Source organism: Streptomyces sp. PL-25, from assembly GCF_058344915.1.
Genome location: NZ_CP136997.1, coordinates 1,109,063 through 1,125,129, shown reverse-complemented (window position 1 = coordinate 1,125,129; position 16,067 = coordinate 1,109,063). Strand labels below are relative to the sequence as shown.

Here is a 16,067-nt window from a genome sequence, read left to right as displayed (position 1 = left end):
GTGAGGCGCGAGACTGGGGCGCATGAGTGAGCGCACCGCCGAACCGCAGACCGTCCTCCTCCGCCGCGGCGAGGTCCACAGTCCCGCCGACCCGTTCGCCACCGCCATGGTCGTCGAGGCCGGACATGTCGCCTGGGTCGGCTCCGAGGGTGCCGCCGACGCCTTCGCGGACGGTGTCGACGAGGTGGTCGACCTGGACGGCGCCCTGGTCACCCCGGCGTTCACCGACGCCCATGTGCACACCACGAGCACCGGTCTCGCGCTCACCGGCCTCGACCTGTCCGACGCGCCCTCCCTGGAGGCGGCCCTGGCCCGGGTGCGCGAGTTCGCCGCCGCCCGCCCCGGCGACCGGGTCCTGCTCGGCCACGGCTGGGACGCGGCCCGCTGGCCCGGCGGGCGCCCGCCCACGCGCGCGGAGCTCGACGAGGCCACCGGCGGACGCCCGCTCTACCTCAGCCGGATCGACGTCCACTCCGCGGTCGTCACCACCGCCCTCCTCGACCTGGTACCGGCCGTCTCCGGGCCCGTGGACGGCCCGCTGACCGCCGGTGCCCACCACGCGGTGCGGGCCGCCGCGTTCGGCGCCGTCACGCCCGCCCAGCGCACCGCGGCGCAGCGCGCCGCGCTCGCCCGCGCCGCCTCCCTGGGCATCGGCTCCGTCCACGAGTGCGGCGGCCCGGACATCTCCTCCGAGGACGACTTCACCGGCCTGCTCGCCCTCGCCGCCGAGGAGCCCGGCCCCCGGGTCGTCGGCTACTGGGCCGAGGAGGACGTCGACAAGGCACGCCGCCTCGGGGCGCTCGGCGCGGCCGGGGACCTCTTCGTCGACGGCTCCATCGGCTCGCACACCGCCTGTCTGCACGCGCCGTACGCCGACGCCCGGAGCACCGGCACCTCCTACCTCGACGCGGACGCCGTCGCCGCCCACGTCGCCGCCTGCACGGAGGCCGGCCTCCAGGCCGGTTTCCACGCCATCGGCGACGCCGCCGTCTCCGCCGTCGTGGACGGGATGCGCGCCGCCGCCGAGAAGGTGGGCCTGGCCCGCGTGCGCGCCGCCCGGCACCGCGTCGAGCATGCCGAGATGCTCACCCCGCAGACCATCGCGGCCTTCGCCGAGCTGGGGCTCACCGCGTCCGTGCAGCCCGCCTTCGACGCGCTGTGGGGCGGCGAGGACGGCATGTACGCCCGGCGGCTCGGCCCCGAGCGGGCACGCACCTTGAACCCGTTCGCCGCGCTGCTGCGCGCCGGTGTCCCGCTCGCCCTGGGCTCCGACAGCCCCGTCACCCCGCTGGACCCGTGGGGCACCGTGCGGGCGGCGGCCTTCCACCGCACACCCGAGCACCGGATCTCGGTGCGGGCCGCGTTCACCGCCCACACCCGCGGCGGCTGGCGCGCGACCGGCCGTGACGACGCCGGTGTCCTGGTGCCCGGCGCGCCCGCGGACTACGCCGTGTGGCGCACCGGCGAGCTGGTCGTCCAGGCCCCCGACGACCGGGTCGCCCGCTGGTCGACCGACCCGCGCTCGGGCACCCCGGGCCTGCCCGACCTCGGCGCGGGCCGCGAACTGCCCGTCTGCCTGCGGACGGTGGTGGGCGGCCGGACCGTCTTCGTACGGCCGGGCGAGTGATCTACGGGGGCGGCGCGGCGGCGGTGATCGCCCGCCGCCCCGTCGCGCGACCTGCGCATCCTCGGCACCCGGCGCACCGATGGGGCCGTCCGGGCAGGTCAGATCCGTGTTTGACAGGCGACGGCAGGTGGCCGGTAGGTTCTGCCGGGTCCACCACCGGACGCACGGCCGGGGAACGTCCGTACCCGCGTCGCAGCGCCGCTGGGTCAGGGACGGTGTGCCGCACCGGGTCACCGTCGCTGGGAGCCAGGCTCAGCGTCCGCGTCGGCGGGGGAACGTTCCGGGCGGTCGGCGAGGTGTGACCCGGGTGGGGCCCGGTCGCTCAGTAGACAACGGCTCTCGGTCGATCCGCAGCCAGCGGGTCCCAGGTCGGCCCGAAGGGCGCCGGGCCCTCTCTGCGAAAAAGAGGATTCTTACCCCACTCCGGCGGAACCGACACCCCGGAATGCACGTCGCGTCGCATCAGCCCAGGCCGTGGCCACTATGGTGGTCCCCTGCGTACGGACATGAAGGGGCAGCAGTGAACCACGGCGACGGCACCCTCGCGGCTGGGGCCAAGGAGAGGCGGTTCGGTCCGCTCGGTACGGCACTGGTGATCATTCCGACCTACAACGAGGCGGAGAACATCAAGTCGATCGTGGGCCGGGTCCGCAAGGCCGTTCCCGAGGCGCACGTCCTCGTGGCCGACGACAACAGCCCCGACGGCACCGGCAAGCTCGCCGACGAGCTGGCCGGGGAGGACGGGCGCGTCCACGTCCTGCACCGCAAGGGCAAGGAAGGGCTCGGCGCCGCCTATCTCGCGGGCTTCCGCTGGGGCCTGGAGCGCGACTACGGCGTGCTGGTCGAGATGGACGCCGACGGCTCCCACCAGCCCGAGGAACTGCCCAGGCTGCTGACCGCCCTCAAGGGCGCCGACCTGGTCCTCGGCTCCCGCTGGGTGCCGGGCGGGCGCGTGGTCAACTGGCCCAAGTCCCGCGAGTTCCTCTCCCGCGGCGGCAGCACCTACTCGCGGCTCATGCTGGACGTCCCGATCCGCGACGTGACCGGCGGCTACCGGGCGTTCCGGCGCGAGACCCTGGAGGGTCTCGGCCTGGACGAGGTGGCCTCCCAGGGGTACTGCTTCCAGGTCGACCTGGCCCGGCGCGCCATCCGGGCCGGCTTCCACGTCGTGGAGGTGCCCATCACCTTCGTGGAGCGCGAGCTCGGCGACTCCAAGATGAGCCGCGACATCGTCGCCGAGGCCCTGTGGCGGGTCACCTCCTGGGGCGTGGGGGAGCGCGTGACCAAGCTCACCGGCCGGGGCGGCGGCACCCGCTCGTAGGGTCCGGCGCCGGTGCCCGCCCCCGTCCGGCCGTGGGCACCCGCTTATCCCGTGCTGAGCCGGGCCCAGGCACACTGGGAGTATGACGACAGGCGCTCCGACCTCCCCGCACTCCACCACCAGGCCCCGGCGCTCGCGGCTGCGCAGGTTCCTGCCGCTGGGCGTGGCCGTGTGGCTGGTGCTGGAGATCTGGCTGCTGACGCTCGTGGCGGGCGCGGCCGACGGACTGACCGTGTTCCTGCTGCTGGTGGCCGCCTTCGTGCTCGGCGCCGTGGTGATCAAGCGGGCGGGCCGCCGCGCCTTCCAGAACCTCAACGAGACGCTCCAGCGCGGCACCGCCCCCTCCGACCGGCGCGGGGGCAACGGCCTGATGATGCTGGGCGGCCTGCTCCTGATGATCCCCGGCATGATCTCGGACGTGGCGGGTCTGCTGCTGCTTCTCCCGCCGGTCCAGCGGGCCGTCGGCCGCCTCGCCGAGCGCACGGTGGAGCGCAGGCTCCGCACGGTCGGTCCGGGCACCCTGGGCGACGCCTTCCAGCAGGCCCGTATGCACCGCCCCGACGGCAAGGTCGTCCAGGGCGAGGTCATCAGGGACGACCGGCCCGGCGACGCCCCGCGCGAGCAGCGCCCGCCGCTGAACCGCTGACCGGGCCGCCCGGCCGGGGCACGCCCCGGAGAACAGAACAGGACGGGCGCCGTACGTGGATCACGTACGGCGCCCGTCCTGCTTGGGGTGCGCTGGTAACCGGCTCACGCCACGCGGGACTACGCGCTCTTGCGGCTGTCCCGGGGATGAACAGCGATGTTCATCGCCCCGGACCGCAGCACGGCGAGACGCTCCTCGAGGACCTCTTCGAGCTCCTCGCGGGTGCGCCGCTCCATCAGCATGTCCCAGTGCGTACGCGCCGGCTTGGCCTTCTTCTCCTCCGGGCCGTCGCCGTCCACCAGGAGTGCCTGGGCCCCGCAGACCTTGCACTCCCACTCCGGCGGGATCTCCGCCTCGACCGAGAAGGGCATCTCGAAGCGATGTCCCTTCTCGCATGCGTACTCCACGGCCTGGCGCGGGGCCAGGTCGATGCCGCGGTCCGTCTCGTAGCTGGTCACCACGAGGCGCGTGCCGCGAAGAGCTCGCTCACTCATGAATCGTGCCTCCCGGGCTTGTCGCCCACAGGACAGGTGTCGCTGTCGTCGTCATCCGGTCAACGTCCGGTCGGCGGTAAAGATTCCCGTTCCGATGTCCCGTTCCGGGTCATGTGTCGCCGTCGTAGCCGCAGCCTTGTCAACCAGTGCAGTACCCACCGGCGCCCGGTTTGTCACATCTGCAAGGAGATGTCACCCAGCGTTTCGGCATCTTTGACGCGCAGTAACGGTACGCCTGGCAGGCCAAACGCGTACACTACAGCGCTTTCGCCCTCAGTGCTAAATCCGGTCGGGCACCGGATTCCCCGCGTCCCGGATCGCCCGCCCCACCGGCACCCGCGCGAGCAGCGCGAACCCGATCACGAAGAACACCACCAGCGAGACGATCGCGTCCCGGTAGCTCCCGGTCAGCTGATAGGTGAGCCCGAACAGCAGCGGCCCCAGCCAGCTCATCCCCCGGTCGCTCATCTCGTACGCCGAGAAGTACTCCGCCTCCTTGCCCGGCGGCACCAGATGCGAGAACAGCGACCGGGACAGCGCCTGGCTGCCGCCGAGGACGAGCCCGATCCCGGCCGCCAGCACGAAGAACCACACCGGCGCGCGGGCCGGCAGGAAGAACCCGGCGGCCAGGATCACCGTCCAGGCGGCCAGCGACCCGAGGATCGTGCGCTTGGCCCCGTGCACCCGGGCCAGCCGTCCCATCCCGAGCGCCCCGGCCACCGCCAGCACCTGCACCATCAGCACCGCCGTGATCAGCGTCGACTGGCCGAGTCCCAGTTCCTCCGAGCCGTACACCGACGCCTGCGAGATCACCGTCTGGATGCCGTCGTTGTAGACGAGGTACGCCAGCAGGAAGGCCAGCGTGCGCGGCTTGCCGCGCATGTCCCGCACCGTGGCCGCCAACTGACGCCAGCCGTGCCGCCCGGACGGCGCCGGCCGGTCCGTGCGCCGGTCGCGCAGCCGGGTCAGCGGCACGAGGGTGAAGACGCCCCACCACAGCCCCGCCGAGGCCAGGCAGATGCGCACCGCCATCGCCTCGGACACCCCGAAGGAGTCGTGCGCGGTGAACAGCACCAGATTCGCCACCAGGACGAGCGACCCGGCCGCGTAGCCGAACGCCCAGCCCCGGGAGGAGACCGCGTCGCGCTCGTCGGGGGCCGCGATCTGCGGCAGATAGGAGTTGTAGAGGACCATCGAGACGGCGACCGAGGCGTTGGCCACGATCAGCAGCCCGCCACCGAGCAGATAGCGGTCGCCGTCCAGGAAGAACAGGCCCGCCGTCGCCGCCGCGCCCACATAGGCGGCGGCCGCCAGCAGCGGCTTCTTGCGGCCGGTGCGGTCCGCCGCGGCGCCCGCCATCGGCATGAGCACGATCGCGACCACCACGGACACCGAGACGCAGTACGCGAAGAACGACCCGGCCCGCACCGGGACGCCCAGCGGGTGCACATACCCGTCGGCGTCCGCTGCGGCCCGCGCCACCGTGGTGAGGTACGGCCCGAGGAACACGGTGAGCACGCTGGTCGAGTAGACGGAGCAGGCCCAGTCGTAGAAGTACCAGCCGTGCTGCTCGCGCCGCCGCGCGGCGCCGTCGCCGTCCTCGGGGGAGGCCGCCGTGCTCCGCCCAGGGGGGACGCCCATGGCCCCCACGGTGCCGGTACCCACTCGCGCCCTCGCCTCCCCGCCGCTGCCGCCGCGCCGCCCGGGACCCGGACGCGCCGGGCTCAGACCCAGACGCCCCGCTCCTGAAGGACCGTACGCAGCGTGTCGATGTGATCGGTCATGATGCCATCGACACCGAGGTCCAGGAGCCGCTGCATCTCCTCCGCCTCGTTGACCGTCCACACATGCACGTGCAGCCCCCGCGCGTGCGCCGCGCGGACGAACAGCCGGTCGACCACCGGGACGCCCGACTGGGACACCGGCACCTGCACGGCCACCGCCGAGCGGCGCGGCACGAGCGGCACACCCCAGGAGCGCAGCCGCAGTTCCAGCACCCCGCGCCTGCCGTACGACGTGGCCAGGCGCGGTCCCGCCAGCCGCCGCGCCCGCACCACGCGCGCCTCGGAGAACGATCCGACGCACACCCGCCCCCAGGCGTCCGCGCGGTCGAGCACGTCCAGCAGGGGCAGCAGCGCGGGCTCCGCCTTGACGTCGACGTTCCAGCGCACCTCGGGGAAGGCGGCCAGCAGGTCCTCGAAGAGCGGGACCGGCTCGCGGCCCGCCACGCGCGCCCGGCTCACCTCCCGCCACGGCAGCTCGGCGATCCGGCCCGCGCCGTCGGTCACCCGGTCCAGCGTCGCGTCGTGGAAGGCGACCAGACGTCCGTCGGCGGTGGCGTGCACATCGGTCTCGATGTACCGGTAGCCCCGCTCCACCGCCCGCCGGAACTGGGCCGCCGTGTTCTCCAGGCCGTCGGCCGCCCCGCCGCGGTGCGCGAAGGCGATCGGGCCCGGATGGTCGAGATAGGGGTGGCGTACATGCGTGGTCACGGACGCAGTATCACCCGTTCGGGTGTACCAGCGGCAACGGCGGCGCCGCTGCCGGGAGCCCCGGGCACGGCGAAGACGCGCAGAAAGAACTGGGCCAGCGGCCCGATGGAGACCGCGTACAGCACGGTGCCCGCGCCGATGGTGCCGCCGAGGGCGAAGCCGGTGGCCACCACCGCCACCTCGACGGCCGTGCGCATCAGCCGGATCGACCGGCCGGTGCGCCGGTGCAGCCCCGTCATCAGCCCGTCCCGGGGGCCGGGCCCGAAGCGGGCGGAGATGTACAGGCCCGTCGCCACGCCGTTGAGCAGGACGCCCGCCACCAGCACCGGGATCCGCACCGCCAGGGTGTGCGCGTCCGGCACCAGGGCGAGGGTGCCATCCATGGCCAGTCCGACGACGAACACGTTGGAGACGGTGCCGAGGCCGGGCCGCTGGCGCAGCGGGATCCACAGCAGCAGCACCACCGCCCCCACCGCGATCGACACCACTCCGATCGTGAGCCCGGTCAGCTCGGCCAGGCCCTGGTGCAGTACGCCCCAGGGTTCCAGGCCGAGTCCGGCCTCCACGAGGAGCGCGGAACTGGCGCCGTACAGCGCGAGACCCGCGTAGAGCTGGACGAGGCGCCGCCCGAGGCGGTCCGGCGTGGACAAAGTGCCCCCCTGATGGTGGAAGTGGACTGACGCGTGACACTCTGTGGCGTGGGGAAGAGACCCATCCATGGCCAATTCGGGGAAGGTGGACTGGTCTGCATGGCGCAGTGGACTTCTGCGGTGGGCGCGGCGCAGCTCGCCCGGCAGCTCAGCTCCCAGCAGGACCGGCCGGCGGGGCCCGGCTCCCGCCGCCCGCCCGCCTACCGGGCACTCGCGGACGGCATCCGACTGCTGGTCCTGGAGGGCCGCGTCCCCGTGGCCGCCCGGCTGCCCGCCGAGCGCGAACTGGCCCTGGCCCTGTCCGTCAGCCGCACCACCGTCGCCGCCGCCTACGAGGCGCTGCGCACCGAGGGCTTCCTGGAGTCCCGGCGCGGGGCCGGCAGCTGGACCGCCGTCCCGGCCGGGAACCCGCTGCCCGCGCGCGGGCTCGAACCCCTCCCGCCGGAGGCCCTGGGCTCGATGATCGACCTGGGCACCGCCGCGCTGCCCGCGCCCGAGCCCTGGCTCACCCGCGCCGTGCAGGGCGCCCTGGAGGAACTGCCGCCCTACGCGCACACCCACGGCGACTATCCGGCGGGGCTGCCCGCGCTGCGCGCGATGATCGCCGACCGCTACACCGCCCTCGGCATCCCGACCATGCCGGAGCAGATCATGGTCACCACCGGGGCCATGGGCGCCATCGACGCGATCTGCCACCTCTTCGGCGGCCGGGGCGAGCGCATCGCCGTGGAGTCGCCCTCCTACGCCAACATCCTCCAGCTGATGCGCGAGGCGGGCGCCCGGCTGGTGCCCGTCGCCATGGCCGAGGGCCTGACCGGATGGGACGTCGACCGCTGGCGCCAGGTGCTGCGGGAGGCCGCGCCCCGGATCGCCTACGTCGTCGCCGACTTCCACAACCCGACCGGCGCCCTCGCCGACGAGGACCAGCGGCGCCGCCTGGTGGAGGCGGCCCGTTCGGCGGGCACGGTGCTCGTCGTCGACGAGACCATGAGCGAGCTGCACCTCGATCCCGGTGTGGAGATGCCGCGGCGGGTGTGCGGCTTCGACCCGGCCGGGTCCACGGTGATCACCGTGGGATCCGCCAGCAAGGCGTTCTGGGCGGGCATGCGGATCGGCTGGGTGCGCGCCGCGCCCGACGTGATCCGCAGCCTCGTCGCCGCGCGGGCCTACGCCGACCTGGGCACCCCGGTGCTGGAACAGCTCGCCGTCAACTGGCTGTTCGGCACCGGCGGCTGGGAGCAGGCCGTCGAGCTCCGCCGGGCCCAGGCCCGCGACAACCGCGACGCGCTGGTCGCGGCGGTCCGCCGCGAGCTGCCCGCCTGGGAGTTCGAGGTCCCCCGGGGCGGTCTGACCCTGTGGGTGCGCACGGGCGGACTGTCGGGCTCGCGCCTGGCGGAACTGGGGGAGCGGGTGGGCGTCCGCGTCCCCTCCGGGCCGCGCTTCGGTGTCGACGGCGCCTTCGAGGGATATGTCCGGCTGCCGTTCACCGTGACGGGAGCGGTCGCGGAGGAGGCGGCGATCCGCCTGGCGGCGGCGGCCCGGCTGGTGGAGTCGGGTGCCTCCGGGGGCGGCGAGTCGCCGCGGACGTTCGTGGCGTAGCGCGTGGGGCGGGGCGCGTTGGTTGCGTAGCTGGGAGGGCATCCGGCTGCCGTGCGCCGTGGCGGGGCGGTCGCGAAGGAGGCGGCGGTCCGGGTGGTGGAGTCGGTCCGGGTGGTGGAGTCGGGTGCCTGCGGGGGCGGTGAGTCGTCCCCGGACGCGGCCGGGGAAGGCCGCCGCCCGGCGGCTCAGGACGGCTCGCCCACGGCCGCCTCCGGCGCCAGCGCTTCCTCGACCGCTTCCGCCGCCGCCTCCGTCCCCTCCGTCCCCTCCGTGTCCGCCGTCTCCGTCCCGGCCGCCTCCGCCGCCTCGGCCGCCCGCACGGACTTGGTGAACCGGGCGGACTTCGCGGACCTGGCCACCGCCTCCGGAGGCTCCGGGACCGTCTCGCCGTCCGCCGGTGTGGTCTTCGGCGGCAGCAGATCCTGCACGGCCGTGCGCAGCGCGTCCCCGGCGGAGTCGTCGTACGGGTCGGGGGTCGCCGGCACCTGGAGCCGGTGCACGGGCCCGGTGCCCAGCCGGGCGTACCCGCGTCCGGGCGGCACGACCGGCGGCGGCGTGGTGTGGGGCGGCGCCCCGAGCACTGCCTTGAGCTGCTCCGCCGTGGCGGGCCCGAGCACGACACGCGCGCGCGTGTGCTGGCGCAGCGCGTCGCTCAGCGCCTCCGCGCTGTCGAACTGCTCGGCGACGATGACCGTGACATCGACCGCGCGGCCGTGCCGCAGCGGCACCTGGAGCAGCGCCTGCGGGTCCTCCCGGCCGTCCGCCGCGGCCAGGTGCGTGAACGCGGTCGGCCGGTCCAGCAGCAGCCACAGCGGGCGCCTGGTGTCCGCCGGCGGCGGGTGGCCGGCCTGCCGCGCCCGGTTGACGGCGATCAGCCGCCGCTCGGTCTCGGTGGCCGCCCACTCCAGGCTCGTCCGCACCCCCGACAGCCCGCACTCGACGGCGAGCACGCCGTCCCGGCCGGTCAGACAGGCGTACTCACCGGTGCCGCCGCCGTCGACGATCACGACGTCGCCGTGCCGGAGCGCCTGGAGGGCGAGCGAGCGCAGCAGCGTGGAGGTGCCGCTGCCCGGCTGGCCCATGGCCAGCAGATGCGGCTCGGTGGAGCGCAGCCCGGTGCGCCAGACGACCGGCGGCACGTCGTGCTGCTCCTCGCCGTAGGTGAGGGGGAGCGTGCGCTGCACCTCGCTCGGGTCGGTGAAGCCGAGCACCGTCTCGCCGGGCGCGGTGACGAACCGCTGGGCGGCGATGCCGGTGGGCAGCGGATCCAGCGCGGTGAGGGACAGCTCGTTGCCCTCCTCGTTCCAGCCGAAGAGATACTCCCGGTCGCGGCCCGCCTTGGCGGTCAGCAGATGCTCGATCCGCGCGCGTGACTCCGCCTCGCCGTCGGTGAAGTAGGCCGGGTAGCGGATCAGCAGCCGGCGCAGGCGGCCGGAGTCGTCGAAGGCGGAGGAGGGGAACGCCTTCTGCCACTCCCCGCCGTGCGCGTACAGCGGGGACGGGTCCTCGGCCGTGGAGAAGTACGGGACCAGGGCCTCGTAGAGCGTGCTCAGGCGCTGGTTGCGCGACTCCTCGGCGGGGTCGGGTCCGGGCGGGGTCCGGTCGCGTCCGTGCCAGGCCGCGGCCGCGGTCACCACGAGGGCGGCCAGCAGCGGTCCGTACGGCACCAGGGCCACCGTGAGGATCACCGCGGCCACCAGGAACAGCAGCGGTCCCCGCCGGTCCCCGGGGGTCTCCGCCCATCGGCGGCGGCCGGCCGCGGCGAGCCGGCCCAGACCCCGGGCGATGGTGATCAGCGGATGGAGGATGTCCGTGGCGCTGTCGGCCGCCGTCCGGGCCAGCTCCCGGCTCCGGGCGAGCTGCGCGCCGCCTGTGCTCAGAATGCGGGGGAGGGGGCGCCGGGCCACTGCTGCCTCCTGGGAGTGCGTAGGGGAGACCGGGTTGCCCCCGGCACGTGGACGGAGCGGGCCGGGGGCGAAGTCCTCGGGGACCGCGGGGGTCGCGGGATCCTGGACGTCCTCGGGGCGGGCGTCAGAACCGCATGCCGCCGAGCAGACTGGCCAGGCTCTCGCCGCCGGCCCGGATGCTCGGCGCGATCGCGGTGCTCGCCAGGTAGAAGCCGAACAGCGTCGACACGCACGCGTGGGAGGGCTTGAGCCCGTCCTTGCGGAAGAAGACGAAGCCGATGACGCCGAACAGGACGACGCCTGAGATGGAGAGGATCATGTGAGATCTCCTGGTGTCGAAGGGGGACGGTCACCCTGAGTCCTTCCAGGATCACAGCATGTATCTGTATGACAAAAGGTGCAACCGGGTGAAATGCTCTGTATCGCCCCCGGTCGGCGGACCCGGTCCCGGACCCGGTCCCGGGTGCCGTGTCCGGGGCGGCGACGGCGCCGCCGCCCGCGGCGATCTTCACCTCCGGTACGGCGCGTCGCGCACCGGACGAGCCAGTACCCTGTCGATTCACCCGTACGGCCGAGCACCGCTCACGGCCGTACGCTTGCTCCCCGCACGTCACCAGCAGTCACCCACAGTCCCCGAAGCCCGCAGCGAGAGGTGGTCCGCCCGATGAGTGAAGCCCCCGACCCCGAGGTCGTGGAGCTGGCGACCAAGATCTTCGATCTGGCCCGGCAGGGGCGGACCGAGGCGCTCGTCGCGTACGTCGACGCGGGTGTCCCCGCCGACCTCACCAACGACCGGGGCGACTCCCTCGTGATGCTCGCCGCCTACCACGGCCACGCCGACGCGGTCCGTGCCCTGCTGGCCCGCGGCGCCGACGCCGACCGCGTCAACGACCGCGGTCAGACGCCCCTCGCGGGAGCGGTTTTCAAGGGCGAGCAGGGTGTGATCGAAGCCCTGCTGGAGAGCGGTGCCGACCCGGCGGCGGGCACGCCGTCGGCGCTCGACACGGCCCGCATGTTCGGCCGCACGGAGCTGCTGGAACTGTTCGGCCGGCAGTGAGCGCGGCGGGCCCCCGACAACCGGGAGGGGCCCGCCCACCGGCGACGGCACGGAAAACGGGGGAGGCGGTACAGGGCCGCCGGAAATTTCGGTCGCGGCAGCGCAGACACCGGGCCATCATGACGTCGTGATTCACGGACGCGACGGCTGGGCAGGTGTTGCCGCACCGCGCGGGCCGTGACGCGGCCCGTATGGGCCACCGACGAGAGGCAGAGGAAGATGGTCTACAGCAAGCCAGAGACGGCGGGTACCCCGACGTGTTGTCACGCGGCCAGCTAGTGCGTGTTCCCCGGTTGCGTCGACGCTTGATGTGAGGCTGTTTCCCATGTTCGATCCGGTCATAGCGCCCAGCGGCACGCTGCTCGGCCTGCTCCAGCGGGGCCGCGGCGACGGCACACTGCACGCGCTCACCGCCCCCCGCGCCGAGGCGCTCGCGGCACTGAACCACTGCGTGCTGCGCGACCCCCGCCACGACTGGCAGGTGGAGAACCGCTCCCTGTACTACGCCCGGCTCCTGCTCGACCTCGGCGGTGAGCTGGACGCGATCGAGGCGCACCTGTTCGACCCCGAGGACGCCCTGGACACCGAGGAGTCCCGCACCGGACTCGCCCTCGCCGTCCTCGGGCACCTCGCCTCCTACGGCCGCCGCGACGCGCTCGCCCTGCTGCGCCGGTACGCCGCCGTCGGCGCCAACTGGGCGTGGGCCCTGGACGAGCTGGCGCTGCGGGACGACGACGCGGGCCTGCGCGCCCTGGCCGCGCCCGTCCTCGCCCGCTTCTCCGCCGACGCCGAGGGCGAGGCCGCACTGGCCGCCGCCGTCCGCGACGCCTTCGAGCCCCGGCCGTGGCGGCTGTGGGCCGAGGATCCCCGCCCGGCGATCGCCGGCCGGGTGCGCGTCGCCCACGAGACCGGCTGTTTCGACCGCTGGCAGCGGCAGCTGAGCCCCACCGGACCCCGGCCGGGCTGGAGCGTACGAGCCGTGTTCGAGTGGGCCCAGCAGGGCGCCGAACGCGGCGCGGCCCTCCATGTCCCCGCCGCCCGCTGCCTGGCCGCCGTGGCGGGCCCCGACGACCGGCCCGAGATCCTCCGGGCCGCCCGGCAGGGCACCGACGGCGCCCGCTGCACCGCCCTGCGCTATCTCGCCGACGGCAACGACCCCGACACCCTCGCCCTGATCGAGACGGCCGTGTCCGACGGCACACCCGCCGTCGTCGAGGCGGCCGTCGACGCCTTCGAACGCATGCGCAGCGTCGCCGCGGTCGACCGGGCGCGCGCCTGGGCCGGCCGCCCCGACCCGCTGGGCGCCGCCGCCGGACGCATGCTCGCCTGCCGGGGCGGAGCCGGCGACCGCGCCCTCGTCCTGGCCGCCCTGCGGGAGGCGGTACGCGGCGAGGGACCCGACGCGCCCACCCTGTGGACCCTGGTGGACGGCACCGGACGGCTCGGCATCGCCTGTGCGGCCCCCGTGCTGCGGCACGTCTACCGCGAGACCGCCTCCTCCCATCTGCGCGGCCGCGCGGCCCGCGCGCTCGCCGCGACCGACCCCTCCTTCCCCGCCGGGTTCGCCGTCGAATGCCTGTGGGACTGCGAGGAGAGCACCCGCGAGGTGGCCGCACGGAACGCCGAGACCGCCGACCTGCGCGTCGTCGAGCAACTGCGCAGGCTCGCCGCCGACCCGGCCGAGGAGGCCGAGGTCCAGACCGCCGTACGCAGCAGGATCGAGCCCGACGTCGCCACGGGGTGAGCGGCCCGCGGGGGCCCGGCGCGTCCTCCCGGAGTCTCCGGGCCGCGTCCGGCCGGGGCTCCCGGAGCAGGCCCGGCGCACCGCCGCCCGGAGGCGCCGTCCAACGCTCACGGGACGTTCCCCGGCCGGACAGATCGACGTCGACGCGTCCACGTCCGGCCCGGCGACAACCCGGGTATGCGTGTCGTCATCGTCACCGAGTCCTACCCGCCCGATGTGAACGGCGTGGCCCACTGCGCCCACCAGACCGCCCGCCACCTCGCCGAACGCGGCCACGGCCCGCTGGTCGTGGCCCCGGCCACCGCTTCGGGCGGCCCCGGCCGGACCGGGGAGTGCCCCGGCGTCCGCACCGTCCGGATCCCCTCCCTGCCACTCCCGGGCTACCCCCAGGTCCGTGTCGCCCTGCCCAGCCGGCGGGTCGCGGCGGCGCTCACCGCACACCGCGCCGACCTGGTGCATCTGGCCGGGCCCTTCGTGCTCGGCGCGCGGGGCATGGCCGCCGCCGCCCGCCTGGGCATCCCGGCCGTCGCCGTCTACCAGACCGACCTCGCCGGATACGCCCGCACCTACGTGGGCACCGGCGAGGCCGCCGCCTGGCGGCGGCTGCGCGCCGTCCACTCGGCCGCCGACCGCACCCTCGCCCCCTCCGGCGCGGCCGTGCGCGACCTGCGCGCCCACGGTGTGCCCCGCGTCCGGCTCTGGCCGCGCGGCGTCGACACCGTCCGCTTCCACCCCGGCCACCGGGACGGGGCCCTGCGCCGCGCGCTCGCCCCGCACGGTGAACTGATCGTCGGCTACGTCGGCCGGCTCGCCCCCGAGAAGCGGGTCGGGCTCCTCTCGGAGGTCTGCCGCCTGGCCGGGGTCCGGGTGGTGGTCGTGGGGGACGGGCCCAGCGGGCCGCACCTGGCCGGCGCCCTGCCGGGAGCCTTCTTCGCCGGCCCCCGCACCGGCCCGGAGCTGGCCCGGTACTTCGCCTTGCTGGACGTCTTCGTGCACACCGGCCCGTTCGAGACGTTCTGCCAGACCGTGCAGGAGGCCATGGCCAGCGGGGTGCCGGTGGTGGCGCCCGCCGCCAGCGGCCCCCTCGACCTCGTCGCCCATGGCAGCACCGGGCTGCTCGTCCCGCCGGGCGACGCCGTGGCCGTGCGCGACGCGGTCCACGCGCTGGCCGCCTCGCCCGCCCGGCGCGCCGCGTACGGGGCGGCCGGCCGCGCGGCCGTCGAGGGCCGCACCTGGACCGCCGTCGGCGACCGGCTCATCGGCCACTACGAGGACGTGCTCGCGGCCCGGCGCACGGCGGTGGCGGCATGACCGCCGGGCCGCTGCGCATCGTCCGGCTCGCGAACTTCGTCACCCCCGCCTCCGGCGGACTGCGCACCGCGCTGCGCGAGCTCGGCAAGGGTTACCGGGCGGCCGGCCACGAACCGGTCCTGATCGTGCCCGCCGACCGGCACACCGACCGGCAGACCGCACAGGGCCGCGTGATCACTCTGCCCGGACCGCCGCTGCCCGGCACCGGCGGCTACCGCGTGCTCACCGACCGCCGGCGGCTGGCCGCCCTCCTGGAGGAGCTGGCCCCCGGCCGCCTGGAGGTCTGTGACCGCACGACCCTGCGCTGGACCGGCCGGTGGGCGCGGCGGGCCCGGATCCCGGCCGTCATGGTCTCCCACGAGAGCGCCGACGGGGTGCTGCGCACCTGGGGCGTGCCCGAGCAACTGGCCCGGCGCACCGCCGACGCCGCCAACACCCGTACCGCGCACGCCTACGCGCGGGTCGTGTGCACCACCGGGTTCGCCGAGCGCGAGTTCCGCCGGATCGGCGCGCGCAACGTCGTCCGCGCCCCCCTCGGGGTGGACCTGGCGGAACGGCATCCCGGGCGGTACGACGCCGGGCTGCGCGCCCGGTACGCGCGCGGGGACGAGGCGCTGCTGCTCATGTGTTCGCGGCTGTCGGTGGAGAAGCGGCCGGGCACCGCACTGGACACCCTCCAGGCACTGCGGCGGCGTGGAGAGCGGGCGGTGCTGGTGATCGCCGGGGACGGCCCGCTGCGCGGCCGCCTGGAACACCGCGCGCGTGCGCGTGGCCTGCCGGTCGTCCTCCTCGGGCACGTCGGGGACCGGGAGCTGCTGAGCGCACTCCAGGCGTCCGCCGACGTGTGCCTGGCCCCCAGGCCCGCCGAGACGTTCGGGCTGGCCGCCCTGGAGGCGCTGGCCTGCGGCACTCCGGTGGTCGCGAGCGCGTCCTCCGCGCTGTCCGAGGTGATCGGAGCGGCCGGGGCCACGGCGGCCGACCACGGCGAGGCGTTCGCCGACGCCGTGGCGTCCCTGCTCGCGCTCCCCGGGCCGGAGCGGCGCGAGCGGGCACGCGCGCGTGCCGAGCGCTTCGGCTGGCCCGCCGCCGCTGCGGCCTTCCTCGCGGCCCACGACGCGCATCCCGCGCCCGCCCGTGAGATGCCCGCCCGTGAGGCGTCGGATCGTGAGGTGCCGGATCGGAGGGCGGCAGATCGTTGAGCGATCCCGCAATACGCCTG

Annotated in this window: 14 protein-coding genes; 8 read left to right on the top strand and 6 right to left on the bottom strand. The window is 75.1% G+C overall.

Annotated elements, in window-relative coordinates; all coding sequences use genetic code 11:
- The first annotated feature begins 22 nt into the window (after positions 1 to 22).
- The 3 genes from R4Z62_RS04915 to fxsA all read left to right on the top strand — a co-directional run bounded on the left by R4Z62_RS04915 (position 23) and on the right by fxsA (position 3,594).
- On the top strand, positions 23 to 1,627 hold the full coding sequence (locus R4Z62_RS04915) for an amidohydrolase (protein WP_491519221.1): 1,605 nt from the start codon (positions 23 to 25) through the stop codon (positions 1,625 to 1,627).
- Between the two features lie 520 nt (positions 1,628 to 2,147).
- Positions 2,148 to 2,948 carry a polyprenol monophosphomannose synthase gene (locus tag R4Z62_RS04910; protein WP_018570150.1) on the top strand — a complete coding sequence of 267 codons (801 nt, stop codon included), beginning with the start codon at positions 2,148 to 2,150 and terminating at the stop codon, positions 2,946 to 2,948.
- Between the two features lie 82 nt (positions 2,949 to 3,030).
- The gene (fxsA, locus tag R4Z62_RS04905; protein ID WP_491519220.1) at positions 3,031 to 3,594 is read left to right on the top strand and encodes an FxsA family membrane protein; all 564 of its coding nucleotides are present in this window, start codon (positions 3,031 to 3,033) and stop codon (positions 3,592 to 3,594) included.
- A gap of 119 nt (positions 3,595 to 3,713) precedes the next feature.
- Here the strand turns inward: fxsA and R4Z62_RS04900 are convergent, their stop codons facing one another.
- From R4Z62_RS04900 to yczE, 4 genes are all read right to left on the bottom strand, one after another.
- Positions 3,714 to 4,088 carry an RNA polymerase-binding protein RbpA gene (locus R4Z62_RS04900; protein ID WP_003977404.1) on the bottom strand — a complete coding sequence of 125 codons (375 nt, stop codon included), beginning with the start codon at positions 4,086 to 4,088 and terminating at the stop codon, positions 3,714 to 3,716.
- Between the two features lie 279 nt (positions 4,089 to 4,367).
- Positions 4,368 to 5,729, bottom strand: coding sequence for an MFS transporter (locus R4Z62_RS04895; RefSeq protein ID WP_491519219.1), 1,362 nt, complete (start codon positions 5,727 to 5,729; stop codon positions 4,368 to 4,370).
- Between the two features lie 83 nt (positions 5,730 to 5,812).
- The gene (locus tag R4Z62_RS04890; RefSeq protein ID WP_491519218.1) at positions 5,813 to 6,580 is read right to left on the bottom strand and encodes a glycerophosphodiester phosphodiesterase family protein; all 768 of its coding nucleotides are present in this window, start codon (positions 6,578 to 6,580) and stop codon (positions 5,813 to 5,815) included.
- Positions 6,577 to 7,230 carry a membrane protein YczE gene (yczE, locus tag R4Z62_RS04885; protein ID WP_491519217.1) on the bottom strand — a complete coding sequence of 218 codons (654 nt, stop codon included), beginning with the start codon at positions 7,228 to 7,230 and terminating at the stop codon, positions 6,577 to 6,579. The genes R4Z62_RS04890 and yczE overlap by 4 nt, the downstream gene beginning before the upstream one ends.
- Positions 7,231 to 7,329: 99 nt before the next feature.
- Here yczE and R4Z62_RS04880 point away from each other — a divergent pair, with 99 nt between their 5' ends.
- Complete coding sequence (locus tag R4Z62_RS04880) at positions 7,330 to 8,829, top strand: SCO1417 family PLP biosynthesis transcription factor (protein ID WP_064531567.1); 1,500 nt, start codon at positions 7,330 to 7,332, stop codon at positions 8,827 to 8,829.
- A gap of 185 nt (positions 8,830 to 9,014) precedes the next feature.
- Here R4Z62_RS04880 and R4Z62_RS04875 read toward each other — a convergent pair whose 3' ends face one another.
- Together R4Z62_RS04875 and R4Z62_RS04870 are read right to left on the bottom strand one after the other, a co-directional pair.
- Entirely contained in the window at positions 9,015 to 10,736 is a 1,722-nt protein-coding gene (locus tag R4Z62_RS04875; protein WP_491519216.1) for an ATP-binding cassette domain-containing protein, read from the bottom strand.
- 124 nt (positions 10,737 to 10,860) lie between these two features.
- Complete coding sequence (locus R4Z62_RS04870; protein WP_018570143.1) at positions 10,861 to 11,055, bottom strand: hypothetical protein; 195 nt, start codon at positions 11,053 to 11,055, stop codon at positions 10,861 to 10,863.
- Positions 11,056 to 11,400: 345 nt separating this feature from the next.
- Here R4Z62_RS04870 and R4Z62_RS04865 point away from each other — a divergent pair, with 345 nt between their 5' ends.
- The 4 genes from R4Z62_RS04865 to R4Z62_RS04850 all read left to right on the top strand — a co-directional run bounded on the left by R4Z62_RS04865 (position 11,401) and on the right by R4Z62_RS04850 (position 16,047).
- Positions 11,401 to 11,793, top strand: a complete 393-nt coding sequence (locus tag R4Z62_RS04865; RefSeq protein WP_018570142.1) for an ankyrin repeat domain-containing protein — start codon at positions 11,401 to 11,403, stop codon at positions 11,791 to 11,793.
- A 325-nt stretch (positions 11,794 to 12,118) separates the two neighbouring features.
- On the top strand, positions 12,119 to 13,537 hold the full coding sequence (locus R4Z62_RS04860; RefSeq protein WP_491519215.1) for a HEAT repeat domain-containing protein: 1,419 nt from the start codon (positions 12,119 to 12,121) through the stop codon (positions 13,535 to 13,537).
- Between the two features lie 177 nt (positions 13,538 to 13,714).
- Positions 13,715 to 14,848 (top strand): glycosyltransferase family 4 protein, encoded by a 1,134-nt coding sequence (locus R4Z62_RS04855; protein ID WP_491519214.1) that lies wholly within the window; start codon positions 13,715 to 13,717, stop codon positions 14,846 to 14,848.
- Complete coding sequence (locus R4Z62_RS04850) at positions 14,845 to 16,047, top strand: glycosyltransferase (RefSeq protein WP_491519213.1); 1,203 nt, start codon at positions 14,845 to 14,847, stop codon at positions 16,045 to 16,047. Before R4Z62_RS04855 ends, R4Z62_RS04850 begins: the two co-directional genes overlap by 4 nt.
- Positions 16,048 to 16,067: the final 20 nt, after the last annotated feature.

Bases quoted from the DNA above. Each gene is read 5' to 3' on its own strand.
- R4Z62_RS04850 (WP_491519213.1), top strand. From the start codon at position 14,845: ATGACCGCCGGGCCGCTGCGCATCGTCCGGCTCGCGAACTTCGTCACC.
- fxsA (WP_491519220.1), top strand. From the start codon at position 3,031: ATGACGACAGGCGCTCCGACCTCCCCGCACTCCACCACCAGGCCCCGG.
- R4Z62_RS04855 (WP_491519214.1), top strand. From the start codon at position 13,715: ATGCGTGTCGTCATCGTCACCGAGTCCTACCCGCCCGATGTGAACGGC.
- R4Z62_RS04895 (WP_491519219.1), bottom strand. From the start codon at position 5,729: ATGGGCGTCCCCCCTGGGCGGAGCACGGCGGCCTCCCCCGAGGACGGC.
- R4Z62_RS04915 (WP_491519221.1), top strand. From the start codon at position 23: ATGAGTGAGCGCACCGCCGAACCGCAGACCGTCCTCCTCCGCCGCGGC.
- R4Z62_RS04865 (WP_018570142.1), top strand. From the start codon at position 11,401: ATGAGTGAAGCCCCCGACCCCGAGGTCGTGGAGCTGGCGACCAAGATC.
- R4Z62_RS04870 (WP_018570143.1), bottom strand. From the start codon at position 11,055: ATGATCCTCTCCATCTCAGGCGTCGTCCTGTTCGGCGTCATCGGCTTC.
- R4Z62_RS04900 (WP_003977404.1), bottom strand. From the start codon at position 4,088: ATGAGTGAGCGAGCTCTTCGCGGCACGCGCCTCGTGGTGACCAGCTAC.
- R4Z62_RS04880 (WP_064531567.1), top strand. From the start codon at position 7,330: ATGGCGCAGTGGACTTCTGCGGTGGGCGCGGCGCAGCTCGCCCGGCAG.
- R4Z62_RS04860 (WP_491519215.1), top strand. From the start codon at position 12,119: ATGTTCGATCCGGTCATAGCGCCCAGCGGCACGCTGCTCGGCCTGCTC.